Genomic DNA, 18,548 nt, shown 5'->3' on the forward strand with positions numbered 1-18,548 from the left:
CCGAGAGTACGTCGAAGTTCGCCATCGACGTACTCGCCGCGTACTTCGGCGCCGAGCGACTCGTACGTTTCCCGATCCATGGTGACTCGTTCACCGGTCTGCAACATGGCATACACAGTGCATCTCCAGATCGCTCATCAGCACCGGGCCAAAACGTATCGCATGACTGTGACGAAAACGTGATTCCGCATCGCGAGGCGGTCCGGGTGCCGGGACTGAGGTGTTACGTGGTCAACTGGCCAGATTGGGATCAGCTGCCAGGTGCCCCTGATGGTCGGCGGATGGGTTGTCGGGGAGTCCGGATGCTGCGGTGCGGCGAGGACCTTAGGCGCTCAAGGGCCCTGGCAGGCGAAAGCGGCCGTCAGGTTCCGGGGGGAAGTCCCATACGCCAACTACGGCATCTTTTGGCAAGGGACCGTAGATGTGGGGGTATTCGATACCGGCGCCGTAGCTGTCCTCGAACAAAATGGGGTGTTCGATCTGGTCGGCTTCGATGGCGAGAACGACCAGGCCCGATTGCCCGGTGTAGAGGGCATTGGCGGGACCGAGGATGCTCCGACGGGTGGAGCAATGGATGAACCCTTCGCTGGCTAACGAATCCGGAACGTACTGGTCATCGACCGCTGCCCAGTCGGTGCTTGACACGATGTGCAATAGCCCTTCTTCGTGTGCGCGGAGCCGGGCAGCCGATTCATCGAGGGCAGCTTGTTTGATGTCGGCCGGGACCTCGTTCCATGGCAGGTGAAGTTCCGCCCCGAGCAGGGCATACAACATGAGCTTCGAGACGTTGCCTGCCAGCACACATCGCACGTAGGAACGGACCGGACCCAATTCGTCGAGCTGCGCCTCGTTCATGATGCCGGCGAGTGACAGAACTTCTGCTGATTTCGGGCCAAGGTTGGGGAGCCCGGTAACCATGTTCTACTCTTTATTTGCGAGTGGAGTGACCCGGAAGACCTCGGGAGCCGCCGCTCCGAATTCCCGCACCTTGCCGCGAGCTTCGGTCATACGGGGTCCGCGAGCATGGACCGATAGGGCGTCTTCGTCGTCGTAGACCTCGTAGAACCAGAAGGTCGCTGGGTCGTTGTCCTGTCGATGGGCGGCATATACCCGCAGGCCGGGCTCCTCTTCGGAAGCTGCGACGAGGCCCGTTAGGGCTTCGGCCATTTCTTCCCCAGATCCGGGTTTGGCGATGATTCTTGCGAACAGAACGATGTCAGACATGATGCCCATCCTATCGCAGGGTCGCACGGTAAGACCCGCCGGCATTCGGGAGCGACTACCCTTTACTGCTTGCCGTTGTACAGGGAGCTAGAAGACCATGCCAACCCCCCACATTTCTGCTGAAAAGGGCGCTTTCGCAGAGGCCGTTCTACTACCGGGCGATCCGCTCCGCGCCCAGTTCATCGCCGAGAACTTTCTTGAAGATGCCGTGCAGGTCAATGCCGTACGGAACATGCTCGGTTTCACAGGAACGTACAACGGGGTTCCGGTCTCGGTGATGGGGACTGGCATGGGCATTCCATCGGCATCGATTTATGCGACCGAGCTGATCAAGGATTATGACGTCAAACGCCTGGTTCGGGTTGGCAGCTGCGGGGCCATATCGACCAGGGTCAACATCCGTGACATTGTCATCGCTATCGGAGCTTGCACCGATTCGGCCGTAAACCGTGCCCGATACGGAGGCTGGGACTTCGCAGCCACGGCTGATTTTGAGCTCGCCAGGGCCGCGGTCGATGCGGCTGAGGCAGCCGGCAAAACGGTCCATGTTGGCAATGTTCACTCGGCCGACCTGTTCTACAACCCGACGTCCCATGTGTGGGATACGCTTGAGAACATGAACGTAATGGCGGTTGAGATGGAGGCCGCCGGTCTCTATGGCGTGGCAGCCGAGTATGGTGCCAGAGCTCTGACGATCGCAACGGTCTCCGACCACATTCGCACCGGTGAAGCGACGACGAGTGAAGAACGCCAGTCGACCTTTGGTGACATGATCAGCGTCGCCCTCGATGCCCTCAGTCGAGATCGAGGGTAGGAACCCATCGGGGACGGACCGGGGTCCGTCCCCTTCAAATAGTCGGTTTACTTAACCGTCCAGGTCCCCAAGGACCGGATCAGGTCGTCGATGTTTCCCTCGCCTTTGGTGGCCTTGGCACTGGCAAGCTGAGCGCTGACTCCGTCGTCATACGTCGGACGAGAGTCGTCGCTGCGAATGATGCCCAGGGGGGTGGGTCCCGTCGGAGAGTGACTGAGACGACTTAGGGCGAACGCCATGGTCATATTGGTCTGATCGTGGACGAGGATGGCCGTTTCATCCACCGACGCAGCATCGACGATCGTCGCTTCACCGTTGTGGAAGATCACTGCCTTTTCCATGTCCTGACCGAACCGAATCGGCTTGCCGTGCTCGAGATAGATACGGTTGCTATCGCGGTCTTCTTTACCGGTCAAGGCGATGAATGCCTTGTCGTTGAAGACGTTGCAGTTTTGGTAGATCTCGACAAACGCCGACCCCTGGTGAGCGTAAGCAGCCTCCAGGATTTCAACGGTGTGCTTGGTGTCCATGTCGAGGGTGCGGGCTGCAAACGTCGCTTCGGCTCCCAACGCCAAGGACATTGGATTGAACGGGTAATCGATCGAGCCCATCGGTGAAGACTTGGTTCTTTTCCCGACTTCGGACGTTGGCGAGTATTGGCCTTTGGTAAGACCATAGATCTGGTTATTGAACATAAGGATCTTGATGTTCACGTTGCGACGGAGCGCATGAATCAAGTGATTGCCGCCGATGGACATCATGTCGCCATCGCCACCGACCACCCACACCGATAGATCGGGGCGGGCAGTCGCTAAACCGGTGGCCACCGCCGGCGCTCGACCGTGGATCGAATGCATGCCATAGGTCGACATGTAATAGGGGAACCGGGCCGCGCACCCAATTCCCGAGATGAATACGGCGTTCTCTTTGACGATGCCCGACGCTGCCATGAACTTTTGAACCGAGGCGAGGATCGTGTAGTCGCCGCAGCCAGGGCACCAGCGAACCTCTTGGTCCGACTGGAAATCGCCCCGGGTATATTCGATCGTCGTCATTTAGATCATCTCCCGGATTTTCGTTTCGATCTCGGTAACCTTGAAAGGCAAGGCGGATACTTTGTTCAGTCCGACCGCATCGACGAGATACTCGGCTCGGAGTAATCGAATCAACTGACCGTTGTTCAGTTCAGGTACGAGCACCCGTTCATAGGATCTGAGCACTTCGCCCAGGTTCGCCGGGAAGGGGTTGAGATGTCGCAAGTGGACGTGAGCGACGGGCTTGCCGTCGTTTCGGACCCGCCGTACGGCCGCCTTGATGACCGGGAGGGTCGAGCCCCAGCCGATCACCAGGGTCCTGGCACCGTCGGGGTCGTCGACTGCGACCGGCGGGATGTCATTGGCGATATTTGCAACCTTCCAGGCCCGGGTGTCTGTCATGAGCTGGTGGTTCGCCGGGTTGTATGACACGTTGCCGGAGACCTCTTCCTTCTCGAGGCCACCGATACGGTGTTCGAGACCGGGAGTTCCCGGTACCGCCCACTGGCGGGCGAAGGTGAGCGGGTCACGCACATATGGCAGGAACTCTCCCGCCGGACCGTTGGGTTTCGTGGCGAACCGCACCGTGAAATCAGGCAGCGAATCCCGTTCGGGAAGACGCCAGGGTTCCGACCCGGTTGCCACACTATTGTCCGAGAGCAGCAGGACCGGTGTCATGTATTTCAAGGCGATTCGGATGGCCTCAATAGCCGCATCATAGGCATCTGACGGCGAGCTGGCAGCCACGATCGGCAGGGGAGACTCGCCGTGGCGACCGTACATGGCGAACAGCAGATCGGACTGTTCGGGCTTGGTCGGCAGACCGGTTGATGGTCCGCCTCGTTGCACATTGATGACGATGAGTGGCAGTTCGGTCATCATCGCCAGCGACAACGCTTCCGATTTCAGCGCGAGACCAGGACCACTCGTTCCGGTCACGGCCAAATGGCCGCCGAACGCCGCGCCAATACTGGCCGAGATTGCGGCAATCTCATCCTCGGCCTGGAAGGTACGCACGCCGAAATTCTTGTGGCGGGACAATTCGTGAAGAATATCCGATGCCGGGGTGATCGGGTACGAACCATAAAAGAGCGGAAGCCCGGCGGCCTTCGCACCGGCGATCAATCCCCAGGCGAGCGACAGGTTGCCGGAAATGGTCGTGTACTCGCCGGGTGGCAGTTTTGCCGGCTTGACGGAAACCGCCGAGTTCATAGTCGCCTCGGTGGTCAGCCCGAAGTTGTAGCCCGCTTTGAGTGTGGCGATATTGGCGGCTGCGACTTCGGGCTTCTTGCCAAATTTGGCTTCGATCCATTGGGTGGTTGGTTCAAGCGGTCGGCTGTACAACCAGGCCATGAGACCCAGTGCGAACATATTCTTCGAGCGAAGTACATCGCGTCCCGAAACGCCCGTGTCCTTGACGGCTTCTTTGGTAAGGGATTCCATCGGCGCTTCAATGACTTTGTATCCATCCAGTGAGCCATCGGTCAACGGGTTGGTTTCGTAACCGGCCTTGGCCAGGTTGCGTTCTTCGAACGCTTCTGTGTTGATAACTATGGTACCCATTGGGCGGAGGTCCGCCAGGTTGGACTTGAGGGCGGCCGGATTCATGGCCACCAGCACATCCGGTTCGTCCCCGGCGGTCAGGATGTCGAAATCGGCAATCTGAACCTGGAAAGAGGAAACCCCCGGCAGCGTCCCGGCCGGGGCGCGGATTTCAGCGGGGAAACTGGGAAAAGTCGCCAGGTCGTTACCAAAAGCGGCTGAGGCATCTGTGAAGCGGTTCCCCGCCAATTGCATGCCGTCTCCAGAGTCACCGGCGAACCGAATGATCACTTTGTCGAGGAACTCTGGCTCTACGTCTTCGATCGTGGTAGACACGATTCCATCCTTTTTTGTTTTGCTGGCTTTGACGCGGGAGGAGGAAGGTGGACCTGGCTCCTACCCGAGATGCACCCCGCCAGGTTACCCACTCTGGCAGGTTGTCTAGTCGTTATCGGGAAGCCACCTGGAAACCTTTTGATATTCGTTGCGGTGCCAAGTCACATCTACCGGCTTTCCGGGATGACCAGGACTTCCGGTGTTTGTTCTTGAAGCCGAGCCGACTCTCCTTCAGGCTCTACCGCGATGTCGGGTTTGACAAGACGCCTTGGCCCCGGCTGAATCCGCATGCAGGCTTTCGACCTACGGTAAGGTTCAGGGTGCCCAATTCACCCTTTCAAAGCCTCAAAACCAGTCTCTTGTACCGCGATCCCAACAAGAGTCTCGGCCAACGGATCGGTGAGTCGAAGCGCTGGGGGGCCTTGACACTGGTGCTTCTGATCGCCTGCGGTGGGTCAGCCGAGCCCACGTCGACCACCCCGCCGTCCGTCCAAACCTCCGACTCCACGGTGGTGCCTTCTACTACCACGACTACGACCGTAGCCACAGCCCTGTTGGAGGTAAGCGCCGAGGTGGTTTGCTACTCATTCGGGAGCGGGCCCGACCAGCACGACATCACCGTCACTGTCACAGGCGAGCCGGGTAGTACCGTCAACGGTGTGCTCGCCTGGGGAAGCTCCGGGGCTGAGCTTTTCAATGCCGCGCTCGGATCGGAGCCGGTCGAATTCTCTTTCTCGAAGGAAGTGCCCGGCCCTGGACGAGTTGTGATCTCGGATGATTTGGGGGAGAGAATCGAAATCCCCGTCAAAGCAGGCGTTTGCGAAACGGTCGTCCCGGACACGATTCTGGAAATCGACGCAGTCGCCTTTTGTTTCGAAGGTGGCGAACCTGTCGTCGAGTACACGGTCCTGGCTTCGCCAGGGATCGGGGCAGGCGGCGATGTGACGGTCTTCGTTACGGACATCGGTGGTGAGCTGATCTACGCCGAAACATTTGATGGCCCGGTCGCCGAGGGATCGGGCAGCATCGGCCTTGGTGATCGCTTGGGCCGGGTTACCGTCAATGCAACGGCTTCCTCTGGCGAGTCTTCGCCGATCAGCTTCCTTGAGATACCGGTCTGCGCTCAGGCGCCCCTGATCATCGTGACAGCCGAGGCCGCTTGCATAAACGCTGACGAATGGGAACTAACCCTCGGCGTGGAAGGAGAACCGGGTGTGGCCGGTAACTACTTCTACTCGTGGGTTGGGTCCTTCGATGGCGAGTTCGGTGAGTTTCGGATCGACCGTGATGGCTTCTGGGGGGAGACGCTGCCATGGCCGGGCGACGTAGAAGGCCAGGTGTCGTTGGTTTCCTTCGAGGATGATGGGTTCGGACCTATCGACGTTGACGTGCTCGCTTGCAACCCGTAATGGGCAACTAGCCCTGGGTGGGAGCGCGGAAGCCGACAATGTTGTGATCCTCGAGTCGCTGGCCGATCTCCAGGAGGCGGTCTTCTGACCAGGGAGGTCCAATGATCTGGATCGATGGGGGCGGCGAGCCCGGGCCGATCAGCGGGGCAGCCAGAGCCGGCAAGCCCGCATGGTTCACGAGGGCCGAAAACCACGAAAAGACCCTTCGGTAGAAGTGTTCCTGCCCGTCGAAACGCATGATGTCGTCGCCGATGTGCTTGGTGCGGGCGGGGACGGTCGGGGTGACGAGGACATCAACCTGGTCGAATGTGGCCAGGAAGGTGTTTGTGAGAGCTGATCTCCAGCGGTTGGCAGCGACGATGTCGCTCAGCGGTGTCTCCATGGCGGCGTTGATCCGGTCCACGACGTCCTCGCCATAGGCCTTGTCAGGATCTCGCATCCAGTCGCCGTGGAGCACGCTGACCTCGGCTGCCAACGTGGGGCCGATCATCCCGGGCATCGAGAAGAATGGGTTCCGGACCTCGATCACCGTGGCGCCAATATGCTCGAGAGATTCGAGGGTGTGTTCGAAGCTACGTCGAACCTCATCTTCCATGGGCGCGGTTTCGACCCAGGGTTGGGGGATCCCGACCCGGAGCCCACCGAGTCGTGAGATCGGCCTGGTGAGTGCGGCTGAATCGGGTACGGACCACGGATCGAGCGGGTCATAGCCTGCCAGGACCCGGTAGGCAGTGGCCAGATCGCCGATGTTGGTTGCGAACGAGCCGACGGTATCGAGGGACTCGATGAGTGGAAACACCCCCGTGATCGGGATGCGACCGTGGGTCGATTTGAGTCCGTAGATGCCGCACAGAGCGGCAGGAACCCGGACGGAGCCGCCGGTGTCGGTTCCGAGGGAGATCGGGACGATACCGGCGGCCACGGCCGCGGCGCTGCCGCCGGAAGATCCCCCCGGGGAGGTCTTGGTGTTCCAAGGATTGAGCACCGGTCCGTACCAGGGGTTTTCCGACGAAAAGCCGAACGCGAACTCGTGCAGGCCCGTCCGGCCAATGATGACCGCCCCGGCCGCTTCCAGCCGCTGAACGACGGTTGCCGACTCGGTGGCTTCATACCGGTAGAACGACGAACCGCAGGTGGTTGTGTGGCCGGACTGGTGGATGATGTCTTTGATGGCGATCGGGACCCCGGCTAGCGGACCGCTCGCCGGGATCGTCTCCACCACCGAATCGTCGATCGAAATAAATGCGTTCAGCTGGTCAGCGTGAGCCTTGCCGAGGGCCGACTCGATGGCTGGACGGGCCGGCGAGCCGGAGAGTACGTCGGCGGCTATTGATCGGGCGGTCACCAGGTGACCGTTCGGTTGTCGGGGAAGATGTTGATCCATGGCCGACCTGGCGGGACCTCCAGGATGCTGCCATCTTCGGCGGTCAAGACGAAGAGTTCGTCGGCAGAAGCGCGGGTCCAGGTGCCTTGAACGACTTTTCCGCCCGAGAACACCTGGGCGAGTCCGGTTCCGACAGTCTCCATGGCCGGGACAGCCGAGCCCGTTGACCCGGAAGCCGTGTATTGGCGGGCGTACAGCACGATCAGCGTGTCCATTTCAATCGGTTGTTGGGTTTCCCCGTCCTGGGAAACCCAGTCCTGGGTGGCTCCGCCGGTACTGCGTTCGTAGCCAGATCCGTTCCAGGTCCACGTGACTTTAGTGGTTGAGGACCAGTCGAAAAACATCTCGGTAGCCGCTTCTGCGTTAGCCGGGAACTCCCCCCAAGTGAACATATCCGGGGGCGGAACGTCATCAAACCCACGTCGGTCCGCCTCGGTTCTGACCAGCTCGGTGTTGACGTAGAGGTTGTGCGGCGCTCGCCGGCTCGAAATTCGGAATGAGGGTCCCCGGATCTCGCCAAACCAGTTGATGTCGTATTTGTTGAGTACCCCCTGTACCCAGGACTGGGCACCGGAGATCACAAACGTGGCTCCCAGGGGCGCCACCAGGGTCGGGTCGGTTGGGCGGCCAGACCGGTTGGGCCCAACGTAGGGGCTGTCCTGGTCGTGGAACAGAGCGATGAATCGGGTCAAACTTGCCTCGACCGGGAGCTCGTACACGGCTGCTGCGGTTTCGAGACCTGATTGGGGTCGGGCATTGGCATGGTTATCGATCTTGATGGCCACCACGCGCCGGTCAAGGAGATCCGGGTTGACGCTTTCGAGACCTGTGAGTGGTGAAGTTGGGCCAGGAGGAAGCGTGGTGGTCGTCGTAGTCGAAGTGCTCGTCGTCGTTGTGGACGTCGTAGCGACAACCGTTGTGGTGGTCGATGTGGTGGTCGTTTCTTCAGCGTTGGACCCGCAGGCCACGAAGAGCAAGCTGAGTGCAAGAGAAAGAGGGATTAAGCGTTTCATCGGGTAACGACCTTTGATCGGGCGGCGGTTTGGGAGTTTGGCGCCGGGCATGGTGCCGCAGTCTCTCCGTCGCAGCATTCGGCTTGGTTGAGGCCGAACATCGGGCAGGATCCATCCAGACAGGCGGCGTGTCCGTGCACATAACCCATCTGGCTTTGGCACCAGGCGCAGTTCATCGGGTCTGTCTCATCTGTTGTCCTCCACGGATAACTTGGTTGCGATCGGCAGCCTCTATACACTCCGCACACTCCGCGTGCCCGTTAACCGACACACACCATCCCACATGAAAAACCAAAAAGGGGTGTTTTCGAGACTTTTCAACCGCCGCAGCGGGGTGGAAACCGAAGCTCCTGACCTCAGCGATCTTACCGCTCATCTTGCTATTGACCTTGACGCTATATCAAGTCGAGCGGGGGAGCCGGCCTTCATGGCCCCACCTGCCGGTGCCCAGCCATATTACGGATTCCAGCTACTGCCCGAAGTTGAGGTTTCAGGTTTCATCCTCGGAACGATCACGGATTTCCTGCGCCACAAGAACCTCGACACCGGCGACGGATTCATTCAGGCGCCTGACGGGAGCCGGGCCGGCCTCGAGTGGCGGATGAGCAGCGAGCCTTATATCTTGATGATGGCGCCTCCGACCGCCAACCGGTGGGGAGTGTGGATGGTCGGTTTCACCCATCGGATGGATTCGCTCGATGCGGCGCTGGCCAATCTGACAAATGCTCAACCTGCCCTTGAAGATCGGTGGCGCCGTTGGCACGAAGCCCGATCTCAGGGCAAGTTCGACTGACTTCCTACTGGAGCCACGCCAGGCGTGAGATCGGGTGGTAGCGGAACGTCGCCCTCCACCAGGTCGGCACAGGAATCGGGCCCAGGGTGCGGCTGTCTTCGGTTGACAGTTCACGACGGTCGCCCATGACCCAGACATGCCCGTCAGGCACGATGGTGGCGTCAAAAGGGGAGGTGAGGCCGACCGCCCAACTGTCGAGTGACGCTCCGTTGATCGAGACGACCCCCCCGGAGGCGCCGATGGTTTCCCCGCCGAGAGCCAGGACCCGTTTGACAACAAATAGTCCGTTTTCGGCTTCGAACACGATGATGGCACCCCGGCCAGGGGGTCGAGTCGTCCGAAATGCCACGATGGCGTCGCCCGGGAGTAATGACGGCGTCATCGACGAGTGGGCAATGGTGAACCGTTTCAGCATGATGTTCACGCTAGTTCGTCAGGGGTGTAGGGTCGGAGTCGACATTCCAAACGACGGAGGACTTATGAGAATCTTCAAACCTGCCACTACGGCGCACGCCCATTGTGATCTGTTCTGCGGTGTTTACGATCCGGCCCAGGCCAAGATCGAAGCTCTGTCGGTCCTCAAATCGGCTCAGAAATATCAGGACAGCACGGATGAGGTTTTCCGGGCCAGGGCGCTCGCCATCAAAGAAGAGCGCGCCGAGGTATGCAAACACGACCTGATGGTTCTGTGGGCCGACTTCTTCGGTCCCGAGCACGTTGAGCAGTTCCCTCAGCTTCACGACCTCTTCTGGCGGGCCATCCGGGCCGCAGGAGCTGCCAAGAAGTCAGTCGACCCGGCCGATGGAGAAAAGCTCGTGGCTCTGATCGACGAAATTTCCGCGATCTTCTGGCAGACCGACAAAGCGAAGGGGATGGGCGTCTACCCACCCGCATAGCTCGGTCGTTCAATGGTGAGTGATGGCCGCTTCGAGCGGCCATCACTCGTTATGCGGGTCAGGCCATATCCTGCTTGCGAAGTAGCCACGTCGTGCCCGCAATGGAAATGGCCGTCAGTACCAGAACTTTGACCACGGCGCCGCCGGTACCCGGTGTCAGCGTGGCAAGCAGGTCGTCGACGTCTCGAGGCAAGTCGCCGCCAAGATCGGCGTAGGCGGTCAGGCCGATTCTCCAGATGGATGAAGCTGCCACGCCGTTGACGACCCGGGCGATGATCCCTTCCCAAATCAGGATGTACGCCAGGCCGATCAGGGTCGAGCGGCGTGCGATGAGGCCAATCGGCACGAACACCGCCGAGTACCCGACGGTGATGATGACCATGGCAACCAGCATTGGCCAACCGATGCCATTGTCGCCGGTCGCCCTGGCCCCCAACCACCATGCGAGCAGAATTCCGAGTGTCGATACGGCCATCACCGTGACCACCGACGCGAGTAGGGAAGATACCGCAACCAACCAACGCGGGATTGGTTTGACAAGTAGATACGGCATCGTGTTTTCGGTTCGTTCGTCCCCGAGAGCCGCCCCGGCGGTGATGAGGCCGGTCACCGGAAGGGCCACGGCCAGGAAAAGCCCAACGGTTACCTCAGAGAAGCTACGTTCGGTCAGATCGAAGGTCAGCATCAACAGCGCGTGGGCGGCAGTGGCGAACGCGAGGAGGATGGCGATGCGCCTCTGCATGAGTCGCCTGAGGATGTTGAGGAAGATGGCCGCTCCGGGCCTGACGATCCTCGTCATCGGCGGTGTACCAGGTAGCTGAACACACTCTCAAGGGACTCGTCCTCTGGTTGTATCCGGCTCACGATCACGTCGTGTTGTTTGGCCAGGCGAGCGATGGCTCTGGCGAGGCCGGCCGGATCCGCCGCCTCAACATGAATGGTGTCTTTTTCCAGTTTGACCCCGGACGCGTATGGCGTGCTGATCAGGGCTGCCGCCAATATCCGCGGTTTGTCGGCGTCGATCCGAATCGTTTGAGGAATGTCCGTCATCAGGGCGCGCAGCGAGCGCACATCGCCCGAGGCGGCCAATCGACCGTCGGTAATGGCAATGATTCGATCTGCCATACGCTCCACCTCGTGAAGAACATGTGAAGAGACGATCACGGTGTAGCCACGAGTGCCCAGGGTCTTGAAGAGGTCGATGAGGTGGGAGCGCTGCACCGGGTCGGCTCCATTCAGCGGCTCGTCGAGCAACAGCACACGTGGTCGATGGACCAACGCGGCCGCCACTTTGGTGCGTTGCCGCATACCTTTGGAGAACCCTCCGACCGGACGGTCGGCGGCACCTTGCAGGTCGACCAATTCGATCACTTGTTCGGTGTCACCATCGGGATCGGCAGCCCCGGCGAGAACTGCGTTGAACCGGACAAATTTGCGGGCGGTGAGGTGCTTGTAGACCGCCTCATCTTCAGCCACGAACCCCACGGCGTTTAGCGCCCGGTAGTCATCGTGGGGGTTGATGCCTTCGATGGTGATGCGACCCTCAGAAGGGCGGACCAGGCCAGTCATCATGCGGAGCAGAGTCGTCTTTCCGGCTCCATTCGGTCCAAGCAGCCCGGTGACTCCTGGCCCGAAGGCACTGGTGATCTCTGATACGGCCACCTTTTGACCGAACCACTTCGATACGTTTTCAACGGAAACAGTCGTTGTGTCGGGGATGGTCATGGCAGTTTCCGATACTGGCGCCACACGACCAGCGATGACAAGGCGACGATCGCCACGATACAAACCAGGGAAACCCAGGCGTCGAATCCGGCTTCTTCCATGATGAGGAATCCTGCGTTGGTGCCGAATACCCAGTCCCGGAAGTAGCGTGGGTGCTGTTCGAGGGCGAATAGAGCGGCGTACTTGGCTCCCGGGAAGGTGGCCACGCTGACGATAAGTCCGGCCACGTTGTTGGTGATGATGATGAATCCAAGGTAGAGCCCCGATGCGAGGCCTGATCGGCCCAAAAAGGCTGATACCGCAAAGGCGATGGATCCGTGCGTGGCGATGTAGGCCAGAGCCACCACTGGCACCTTCCAAAGCACATCGAGGTTGGCACCGAGATAGGTGAAAAAGCCATCGTCTGAAAGGGCTGCCAAACCGAGGTGCAATATGGTTTGGGGAACCAGATAGAACGTGAGCATCAAGCTCACCAGGGCGGCGGTTTTGGCGAGCAGGTAGTCGGACATTCGGAGCGGCCGGGACATATAGACCGCCAGGACGCCGTTCACCCGGTCGGGTACCAGCAGCAGCGGACCGGTCAGGGCAACAAACAGCAGGCCAAGTTGGCTTGTCAGATCGAAGTATTCGGCGTAACTCGGGAGGTCGGGAATGAGATCGCCTGCGAACCAGGCGACGGCGATCACGACCATGGTGATCATCAACATGAGGGCGATCAAGCCCCACGGCATGACCTTGGACCAGGCTCGACGTCTTAGGCCAAGTGCCCGGCGGTAGCCGTCCTTGACGATGGCCCACATGGACGAGCGGAGCGTGCCGCGCGGCCCCTCGTACGGGCGGTAACCACGATCGACAATGATCGCTTGTTCGCTCATGTCGGCACCGGCGGCGGGAGGGCAGGTCCCACCTCGAAGAAGGCTTCTTCAAGGGTGATCTGGGTTTCGGTCATGGATCTGATGCCCGCTCCGCTTTCGGCGAAAGCGTCGCGAACCAGGGTCGTGACCCCTTCGGCGGCCGGTATCGACATTCGGAAACCGTCGACGGTGACCGTCAGGCCACGACCTCGCAGAAGGTCGGCGGTTGGCTGGGGGTCGTCGATGAGTTCGATTTGCACGATCCCGTGGCTGCCGAGGCGGTCGAGGGCGCCGTTGCGCTTCACCCGCCCGTTGTCGAGGAGGACCACCCAGTCGCAGGTCCGTTCGATGTCGCTGAGGATGTGGGTTGAAAAGATGACGCTGATCTCGTATTCGGCCAACCGGTTGACGAGATCAAGCATTTGTTCTCGCCCCTCGGGGTCGAGCCCGGCGGTGGGTTCGTCGAGGAATACCACTTTGGGATCGTGGACGATCGCCTGGGCAAGCTTCACCCGCTGGAACATGCCGGTTGAGAAGTCCTTGAGGTATCGGAACCGCTCCTCGCCGATTCCAACCAGGGCTAGGGACTCGGATGCTCTCCGTCTGGCCGCTTTGGCAGGAACCCCGGCCAGCTCTGCGGAGTACGCGACAAAATCAGAGGCTGATTGGTCAATGGGAAGGCAGTCGCCCTCTGGCATGTATCCAACCCGGGCTCTGGCTTGGCGGATATGGGTTCTGACATCTTGTCCGAGTACCTGGACGTCGCCAGAAGTCGGTGTGAGAAGACCGAGGAGGATCTTGATAAGGGTCGACTTGCCGGCTCCGTTGGCCCCAACGAGACCGATCGCACCGTCAGGCACCTCCAGCGAGATATCTGTCAGCGCCTGAACGTCTCCGTAATCATGGGTGAGATTGTCGACGGAGAACAGTGGCATGAAGGAGTAAAGCTACACGGCCTGCTTGCGAAGGGAGCGCATCCGGTCGATAGCCCGTTGGGCGGCGGGGACCTCGGGGGCGAGAACGCCCAAGCCGGCACCCACCATTACGACTCCTGGCAATACGGGTATGACGAGCGAGGCGATTCCGGCTCCAACCAGAGCGGTACCGCCGACTAGTCGCCCCCATCGTTTGGTCTTCATGGTCTGTCTGACACGGAAACGCATGGTTAAGTTCCGAATATTTCAGTCGTCTTCGGGAGCTATCAGTTCCGAGCGCCGGAACATCGGTTCTGGTTTGACGAGCGTCGCGCCAGGGGTCACGACGGTTCGGATCCATCCGGCGTCGCGCACCGTCCCGGGTTGTCCCAGCCAATGGTGGATGTCTTCGCTTGAGAACGGAAGATAGGGGTAAAGACCGGTTTTGATTCCGTTGATGGCTGACAAGGCGGTGTGGAGGACGGTGGCCGTACGCTCAAGATCATTTTTGGCGAGCTTCCATGGCTCGGTGGCGTTGAGGTAGACGTTCACATCGGCAGCGGCATCCATCATGGTTCGCAGACCTGCTCGCAATTCAACGGCTTCAATCTGTCGGGCGGCCGTCACCAGTGCCGCGTCGATGGAGTCGAGCAGGTTCCGGTCAAGCTCGGTCAGCCGGCCCGGCTGGGGAATCCTGGCGTCGAAGTTCTTCCACGTCATATTGAGCACCCGGTTGACGAGGTTGCCCCAGGTCGAGATGAGCTCTTGATTGATCGCCCGGTCGAGCTCGGCTTCTGTCAGGTCGGTGTCGTTTTGTTCAGGCAGGTTCGAGGCGAGCGCGTACCGGAGAGCGTCGGGTTCCATGCGGTCGGTGTAGTAGCTGATCGACTTGCCAACGCCGCGACTGGTGGATGCCTGCTCTCCAGAAAACGTGATGTACTGGTTGGCGGGCACATCGGTCGGGAGGTTCAAGCCACCGTATCCGAGCAACATGGCCGGCCACATGACCGCGTGGAAAGGGATGTTGTCTTTGCCGACGAAGTAGTACGTTTCGGCTTCCGGGTCCTCCCACCAGAGTCGCCAGGCTTCGGGTGCACCTACCCGCTTCGACCACTCTTTGGCGGCCGACAAGTATCCGATCACCGCTTCGAACCAGACGTAGATGCGCTTCTCGGGCCCGACGTTGTCCAGGGGCACCCGGATTCCCCAGTCGAGGTCCCGGGTAATGGCGCGATCGTGCAGGCCGTCATTGACGAAGCTCTGAGCCCAGTTGATGACGTGTTTGCGCCACCCCTGGCGGGTGGCGAGCCAATCAGCGACCGGCTGCTGCAGCGCAGACAGTTTGAGGAAGTAGTGGTCGGTTGAGCGCAGTTGTGGCTTGGTGCCGGTCAGCTTCGATCTCGGGTCGATGAGATCCTCAGGATCGAGGGTACGCCCGCAGTTGTCACACTGATCTCCCCGAGCGTCGGTGTATCCGCAGTGAGGGCAGGTTCCTTCGACATAGCGATCAGGAAGGAATCGACCGGCGTCCTCGTCGAAGAACTGGTCGGTGGTCTTTTCCTCCATGAAACCGTTTTCGAGGAGCTTCAGGAAGACGTCCTGAGCCACCTCGGCATGATTTTCGGTTCCGGTGGTCGTGTAAAGGTCCCAGGAGATACCGATCGTCCGCCAGTGCTCGAGAAACTGGCTGTGATAGCGGTCGACGATCTCTTGCGGGGTGACCCCTTCGTCTTCGGCCCGGACCGTGATCGGAGTTCCGTGGACATCGCTTCCAGAGACCATGAGGACCCGGTTACCGGCGGTCCGATGGTAACGAGCGAAGATGTCGGCAGGAAGATAGGCCCCGGCCAGATGGCCAAGATGGCGGGGACCGCTGGCGTATGGCCAGGCCACCGCTACCAGAATGTGGCGAGCGTCACTCATAGTCGGAGAAGGGTAGCGCACCGGGCCCCTCGCGCAGAAGTCCCCATGGCCTGTTCGATGGCAGTTAAATGCTGGCTAGCCTTCCCCACAATGGCCATTGTTCTGTCGGCAGTTTCTTCGCTCATCGCTGCTTGGTTTGCTTACGATCTGATTCGATCAGCCGCCGCCAAGCCCCGCCCGCATACCGCTGCCTATGCGGCAGGAATGACCATGTTTGCCCTCGCAGCGTTCGCCTCGTTTCTATCCATTGCCATCGGTTGGACCGATGCCATTTACAAGACGTTCTATCTGTTTGGCGGGGTTCTCAACGTCCCATTCCTCGCCCTGGGCTCGGTGTACCTCGTGGGCGGTCAACGGTGGGGAAAACTGATGCTTGGTCTGCTCTTGCCGTTCACCCTGATGGGGGTACTCCTCGTTCTGCCTGCCGCCATGGGTCCGATTCCCGATGAGATCCTTCCTAGGGGAAGTGAAATATTCGCCTCCGGTGGGATCACCATCCTGGTGGCGATTGGGTCTGGAATCGGAGCCACGTTGCTGATCGTGGCGGGTCTCGCCTCCGTGTTTCGTTTCTGGAGGCGATCCAGGGCCCTCGTTGCAGGAAACCTGTTGATCGTCGCCGGTACGTTCGTGGCAGCTGCCCAGAGATCTGTGATTGATGCCACGGGTTCCCAGGAGTTGTTCACCGTCACCGTGCTGACCGCCGTCAGCCTCATTTGGGCCGGCTATCGGCTTACGGCCGGGAAGCGGTCCACGATTCTGGCTCCCGGGCCTGTCGCAGGTACGGGGTAATCTGTCGCTATGGAGAAGCAGGACCCGATCCTCTTTTATGGAACCGCATGGTGTGGTGACTGCCGGCGATCAAAGGCGCTGTTGGAGAAACACGGGGTTGACTACGCCTATGTCGACCTCGAAGAGCATCCAGCTCTCGTAGAGGAAGTTGTCCGACGCAACAACGGTTTGCGATCAATCCCGACCATCGTATTCCCGGATGGGAGTCATCTGACCGAACCATCCGATCTTGACCTGTCCGCCAAGCTCGGACTGTCTCCGTAACTCCCGACCTGTCAGAGGTTCGTCAGGCGAAAGACAGTTTGATCATCGGGGCTTGCGTGACGAGTTGGTCGAGTTCTTCCTGGGATGAGTACCAGGCCAGCTGTTGGTCCGACAGTACTCGCCGGCGTTCCGTGGGGTCCGCGACCTCCTGTGCGAGAACCGGGATGTCGAGATCTCCGACATGCACGATGCCGGCCGGGTTCGCCCGGACATTGGCGAGCCAGTCACGCCGTCCTCCGGTTCCGGTGATGTAGAAGTGTCCGTCGACCCGGAACCACCAGATTTCGATGCGGCGCGCTAGTCCCGAGCGCCGTCCGATCGTGGTGAAGTCGATCGTCAGGTGCCTGGCCAGATTATCAGGAGACATCCTGTGACAGTACTAGCCGCTACGCTCTTGATCCATGGAAGTCGCCCCGAACGCAGCTCGTTTTGAACCGCTTCCGCCGCCGGTTCGTGATCTTTGGATGGGATATGCCAGGTGGGACACCGACTACTTTCCCAGGTTCGTGGGGCTGCAAGTCGAAGACGTGCGGGTCGACTACTGCCGCATGCGGCTGCCATGGAGGGAGCCAGAGCTGATCCAGCCGCAGGGAGTGATGCACGGCGGAGTGATTGCCACGATGATTGACAGCGTTGTGGTGCCTGCGATTCTCTCGTCGTATACCGAGCGGCGTCGCTTGGCCACCATCAATCTGGCAGTCAACTACACGGGTCCGGTAATCAAATCCGACATCATTGGCGAGGGTTGGGTAACCCGGCGGGGACGGTCCGTCGTGTACTGCCAGGTAGAGGTCTTCAATGAGGCCGCCGAGCAGGTGGCCTTCGGCACGGTTGTGTACAAGGTCGGGCGTCCCACCGAAGAATTCACCGATCTTGGTTGAGCAACCGGACGAGCGGTTGGAGCTGGAAACGCCCGCCGGGTTCAGTCTGACCAGGACCCTCGGGTCCCTGAAGGCGTCTTTGTACCGGGGGCAGCTCGAAAGCACTTTTTTGACGGTTATGAAATCGAGCCGTACTCCTGACGGTCCCGGTACTATCCGGTTCGAGCAGATCGACAATAAGGTCGTTTGCACATTGTGGGGTCCCGGTTCGGGCTGGCTTGGTGAACGGACCCGGCGCATGCTGGGTTTTGACGACGACCCGGGTTTGTTCAAGCCACAGGATCGGATTCTCCGAGAGCTTAACCGGCGTTCGGTCGGCGCTCACTGGGGTCGGACCGACCGGGTAATGGAAGCGTTGATTCCGGCGATCATCGGGCAAAAGGTGACGGCGCGCGGTGCCGTCCGGTCGATGCGGGGGTTGGCTCGTGCCCACGGCGAACGTGCCCCCGGGCCGCGCGAGACCTGGCTGTTACCAACCGATGACTGTCTCGCCGAGCTCCCCTACTACGAGTATCACCGGTTCGACATCGAGAAGAAAAGGGCCGACACCATACGCGGTGTGGCGGCGCGGTACAGACGTCTGGAACGGCTGACCGAGGACCCGATCCCCGCAGCCTATCGGGTGTTGCAGGCGTTTAGGGGCGTTGGTCCATGGACGGCCGCACTGGTGGCCGGCGTGGCGCTCGGTGACACAGACGCCGTACCTGTCGGCGACTATCACATCCCGAACACCGTCGCCTGGAATCTGGCCGG

The 18,548-nt window shown here is 60.4% G+C and carries 22 protein-coding genes; 8 read left to right on the top strand and 14 right to left on the bottom strand.

Annotated features, from left to right (window positions below; genetic code table 11):
- Window positions 1-324 precede the first annotated feature (324 nt).
- Both JJE47_06610 and JJE47_06615 read right to left on the bottom strand, forming a co-directional pair.
- Entirely contained in the window at window positions 325-774 is a 450-nt protein-coding gene (locus JJE47_06610; protein MBK5267094.1) for a DUF952 domain-containing protein, read from the bottom strand.
- A gap of 147 nt (window positions 775-921) precedes the next feature.
- The gene (locus JJE47_06615) at window positions 922-1,224 is read right to left on the bottom strand and encodes an antibiotic biosynthesis monooxygenase (GenBank protein ID MBK5267095.1); all 303 of its coding nucleotides are present in this window, start codon (window positions 1,222-1,224) and stop codon (window positions 922-924) included.
- Window positions 1,225-1,321: 97 nt separating this feature from the next.
- Here JJE47_06615 and deoD point away from each other — a divergent pair, with 97 nt between their 5' ends.
- Window positions 1,322-2,038: a purine-nucleoside phosphorylase gene (gene deoD, locus JJE47_06620; protein ID MBK5267096.1), complete on the top strand. Its 717-nt coding sequence runs from the start codon at window positions 1,322-1,324 to the stop codon at window positions 2,036-2,038.
- A gap of 47 nt (window positions 2,039-2,085) precedes the next feature.
- Here the strand turns inward: deoD and JJE47_06625 are convergent, their stop codons facing one another.
- Together JJE47_06625 and JJE47_06630 are read right to left on the bottom strand one after the other, a co-directional pair.
- A complete protein-coding gene (locus JJE47_06625) occupies window positions 2,086-3,093 on the bottom strand; it encodes a 2-oxoacid:ferredoxin oxidoreductase subunit beta (protein MBK5267097.1) in 1,008 nt (335 codons plus the stop codon).
- Window positions 3,094-4,953, bottom strand: coding sequence for a 2-oxoacid:acceptor oxidoreductase subunit alpha (locus tag JJE47_06630; protein ID MBK5267098.1), 1,860 nt, complete (start codon window positions 4,951-4,953; stop codon window positions 3,094-3,096).
- A 317-nt stretch (window positions 4,954-5,270) separates the two neighbouring features.
- Here JJE47_06630 and JJE47_06635 point away from each other — a divergent pair, with 317 nt between their 5' ends.
- Window positions 5,271-6,359: a hypothetical protein gene (locus JJE47_06635; GenBank protein ID MBK5267099.1), complete on the top strand. Its 1,089-nt coding sequence runs from the start codon at window positions 5,271-5,273 to the stop codon at window positions 6,357-6,359.
- Between the two features lie 7 nt (window positions 6,360-6,366).
- Here JJE47_06635 and JJE47_06640 read toward each other — a convergent pair whose 3' ends face one another.
- Window positions 6,367-7,704, bottom strand: coding sequence for an amidase (locus JJE47_06640; protein ID MBK5267100.1), 1,338 nt, complete (start codon window positions 7,702-7,704; stop codon window positions 6,367-6,369).
- A complete protein-coding gene (locus tag JJE47_06645) occupies window positions 7,701-8,756 on the bottom strand; it encodes a DUF3048 domain-containing protein (GenBank protein ID MBK5267101.1) in 1,056 nt (351 codons plus the stop codon). Before JJE47_06645 ends, JJE47_06640 begins: the two co-directional genes overlap by 4 nt.
- Before the next feature lie 427 nt (window positions 8,757-9,183).
- Between JJE47_06645 and JJE47_06650 the strand changes: the two genes are divergently transcribed.
- Window positions 9,184-9,549 carry a hypothetical protein gene (locus JJE47_06650; GenBank protein ID MBK5267102.1) on the top strand — a complete coding sequence of 122 codons (366 nt, stop codon included), beginning with the start codon at window positions 9,184-9,186 and terminating at the stop codon, window positions 9,547-9,549.
- 4 nt (window positions 9,550-9,553) lie between these two features.
- On the opposite strand, the gene lepB is transcribed toward JJE47_06650, so the two are convergent.
- Entirely contained in the window at window positions 9,554-9,964 is a 411-nt protein-coding gene (gene lepB, locus JJE47_06655) for a signal peptidase I (GenBank protein ID MBK5267103.1), read from the bottom strand.
- Window positions 9,965-10,028: 64 nt separating this feature from the next.
- Between lepB and sodN the strand changes: the two genes are divergently transcribed.
- Window positions 10,029-10,445 carry a superoxide dismutase, Ni gene (sodN, locus tag JJE47_06660; GenBank protein MBK5267104.1) on the top strand — a complete coding sequence of 139 codons (417 nt, stop codon included), beginning with the start codon at window positions 10,029-10,031 and terminating at the stop codon, window positions 10,443-10,445.
- A gap of 58 nt (window positions 10,446-10,503) precedes the next feature.
- Here the strand turns inward: sodN and JJE47_06665 are convergent, their stop codons facing one another.
- Genes JJE47_06665 through metG form a run of 6 tightly spaced genes read right to left on the bottom strand, consistent with a single transcriptional unit; the run spans window position 10,504 to window position 15,861 of the window.
- On the bottom strand, window positions 10,504-11,244 hold the full coding sequence (locus JJE47_06665; protein MBK5267105.1) for an ABC transporter permease subunit: 741 nt from the start codon (window positions 11,242-11,244) through the stop codon (window positions 10,504-10,506).
- Window positions 11,241-12,170 carry an ABC transporter ATP-binding protein gene (locus tag JJE47_06670; GenBank protein ID MBK5267106.1) on the bottom strand — a complete coding sequence of 310 codons (930 nt, stop codon included), beginning with the start codon at window positions 12,168-12,170 and terminating at the stop codon, window positions 11,241-11,243. The genes JJE47_06665 and JJE47_06670 overlap by 4 nt, the downstream gene beginning before the upstream one ends.
- Complete coding sequence (locus JJE47_06675) at window positions 12,167-13,045, bottom strand: hypothetical protein (protein ID MBK5267107.1); 879 nt, start codon at window positions 13,043-13,045, stop codon at window positions 12,167-12,169. Before JJE47_06675 ends, JJE47_06670 begins: the two co-directional genes overlap by 4 nt.
- Window positions 13,042-13,959 (bottom strand): ABC transporter ATP-binding protein, encoded by a 918-nt coding sequence (locus JJE47_06680; protein MBK5267108.1) that lies wholly within the window; start codon window positions 13,957-13,959, stop codon window positions 13,042-13,044. Before JJE47_06680 ends, JJE47_06675 begins: the two co-directional genes overlap by 4 nt.
- Before the next feature lie 12 nt (window positions 13,960-13,971).
- Complete coding sequence (locus JJE47_06685) at window positions 13,972-14,163, bottom strand: hypothetical protein (protein MBK5267109.1); 192 nt, start codon at window positions 14,161-14,163, stop codon at window positions 13,972-13,974.
- 42 nt (window positions 14,164-14,205) lie between these two features.
- Window positions 14,206-15,861, bottom strand: a complete 1,656-nt coding sequence (metG, locus tag JJE47_06690) for a methionine--tRNA ligase (protein MBK5267110.1) — start codon at window positions 15,859-15,861, stop codon at window positions 14,206-14,208.
- 90 nt (window positions 15,862-15,951) lie between these two features.
- Between metG and JJE47_06695 the strand changes: the two genes are divergently transcribed.
- Both JJE47_06695 and JJE47_06700 read left to right on the top strand, forming a co-directional pair.
- Complete coding sequence (locus JJE47_06695; protein MBK5267111.1) at window positions 15,952-16,650, top strand: hypothetical protein; 699 nt, start codon at window positions 15,952-15,954, stop codon at window positions 16,648-16,650.
- A 9-nt stretch (window positions 16,651-16,659) separates the two neighbouring features.
- A complete protein-coding gene (locus tag JJE47_06700) occupies window positions 16,660-16,914 on the top strand; it encodes an NrdH-redoxin (GenBank protein MBK5267112.1) in 255 nt (84 codons plus the stop codon).
- 22 nt (window positions 16,915-16,936) lie between these two features.
- Here JJE47_06700 and JJE47_06705 read toward each other — a convergent pair whose 3' ends face one another.
- Window positions 16,937-17,281, bottom strand: coding sequence for a nitroreductase family deazaflavin-dependent oxidoreductase (locus tag JJE47_06705; protein ID MBK5267113.1), 345 nt, complete (start codon window positions 17,279-17,281; stop codon window positions 16,937-16,939).
- Window positions 17,282-17,315: 34 nt separating this feature from the next.
- Here JJE47_06705 and JJE47_06710 point away from each other — a divergent pair, with 34 nt between their 5' ends.
- Together JJE47_06710 and JJE47_06715 are read left to right on the top strand one after the other, a co-directional pair.
- On the top strand, window positions 17,316-17,795 hold the full coding sequence (locus tag JJE47_06710; protein MBK5267114.1) for a PaaI family thioesterase: 480 nt from the start codon (window positions 17,316-17,318) through the stop codon (window positions 17,793-17,795).
- Between the two features lie 238 nt (window positions 17,796-18,033).
- Window positions 18,034-18,548 (top strand): DNA-3-methyladenine glycosylase 2 family protein (locus tag JJE47_06715; GenBank protein MBK5267115.1); only part of this gene is annotated, 515 nt, incomplete at its 3' end.

This window comes from Acidimicrobiia bacterium, from assembly GCA_016650365.1.
Taxonomy (GTDB): Bacteria; Actinomycetota; Acidimicrobiia; order Spongiisociales; family JAENVV01; genus JAENVV01.

Bases quoted from the DNA above. Each gene is read 5' to 3' on its own strand.
- JJE47_06670 (MBK5267106.1), bottom strand. From the start codon at position 12,170: ATGACCATCCCCGACACAACGACTGTTTCCGTTGAAAACGTATCGAAG.
- JJE47_06700 (MBK5267112.1), top strand. From the start codon at position 16,660: ATGGAGAAGCAGGACCCGATCCTCTTTTATGGAACCGCATGGTGTGGT.
- JJE47_06695 (MBK5267111.1), top strand. From the start codon at position 15,952: ATGGCCATTGTTCTGTCGGCAGTTTCTTCGCTCATCGCTGCTTGGTTT.
- JJE47_06610 (MBK5267094.1), bottom strand. From the start codon at position 774: ATGTTGTATGCCCTGCTCGGGGCGGAACTTCACCTGCCATGGAACGAG.
- JJE47_06685 (MBK5267109.1), bottom strand. From the start codon at position 14,163: ATGAAGACCAAACGATGGGGGCGACTAGTCGGCGGTACCGCTCTGGTT.
- JJE47_06625 (MBK5267097.1), bottom strand. From the start codon at position 3,093: ATGACGACGATCGAATATACCCGGGGCGATTTCCAGTCGGACCAAGAG.
- JJE47_06705 (MBK5267113.1), bottom strand. From the start codon at position 17,281: ATGTCTCCTGATAATCTGGCCAGGCACCTGACGATCGACTTCACCACG.
- JJE47_06615 (MBK5267095.1), bottom strand. From the start codon at position 1,224: ATGTCTGACATCGTTCTGTTCGCAAGAATCATCGCCAAACCCGGATCT.
- sodN (MBK5267104.1), top strand. From the start codon at position 10,029: ATGAGAATCTTCAAACCTGCCACTACGGCGCACGCCCATTGTGATCTG.
- metG (MBK5267110.1), bottom strand. From the start codon at position 15,861: ATGAGTGACGCTCGCCACATTCTGGTAGCGGTGGCCTGGCCATACGCC.
- lepB (MBK5267103.1), bottom strand. From the start codon at position 9,964: ATGCTGAAACGGTTCACCATTGCCCACTCGTCGATGACGCCGTCATTA.
- JJE47_06645 (MBK5267101.1), bottom strand. From the start codon at position 8,756: ATGAAACGCTTAATCCCTCTTTCTCTTGCACTCAGCTTGCTCTTCGTG.
- JJE47_06680 (MBK5267108.1), bottom strand. From the start codon at position 13,959: ATGCCACTGTTCTCCGTCGACAATCTCACCCATGATTACGGAGACGTT.
- JJE47_06710 (MBK5267114.1), top strand. From the start codon at position 17,316: ATGGAAGTCGCCCCGAACGCAGCTCGTTTTGAACCGCTTCCGCCGCCG.
- JJE47_06665 (MBK5267105.1), bottom strand. From the start codon at position 11,244: ATGACGAGGATCGTCAGGCCCGGAGCGGCCATCTTCCTCAACATCCTC.
- JJE47_06650 (MBK5267102.1), top strand. From the start codon at position 9,184: ATGGCCCCACCTGCCGGTGCCCAGCCATATTACGGATTCCAGCTACTG.
- JJE47_06675 (MBK5267107.1), bottom strand. From the start codon at position 13,045: ATGAGCGAACAAGCGATCATTGTCGATCGTGGTTACCGCCCGTACGAG.
- deoD (MBK5267096.1), top strand. From the start codon at position 1,322: ATGCCAACCCCCCACATTTCTGCTGAAAAGGGCGCTTTCGCAGAGGCC.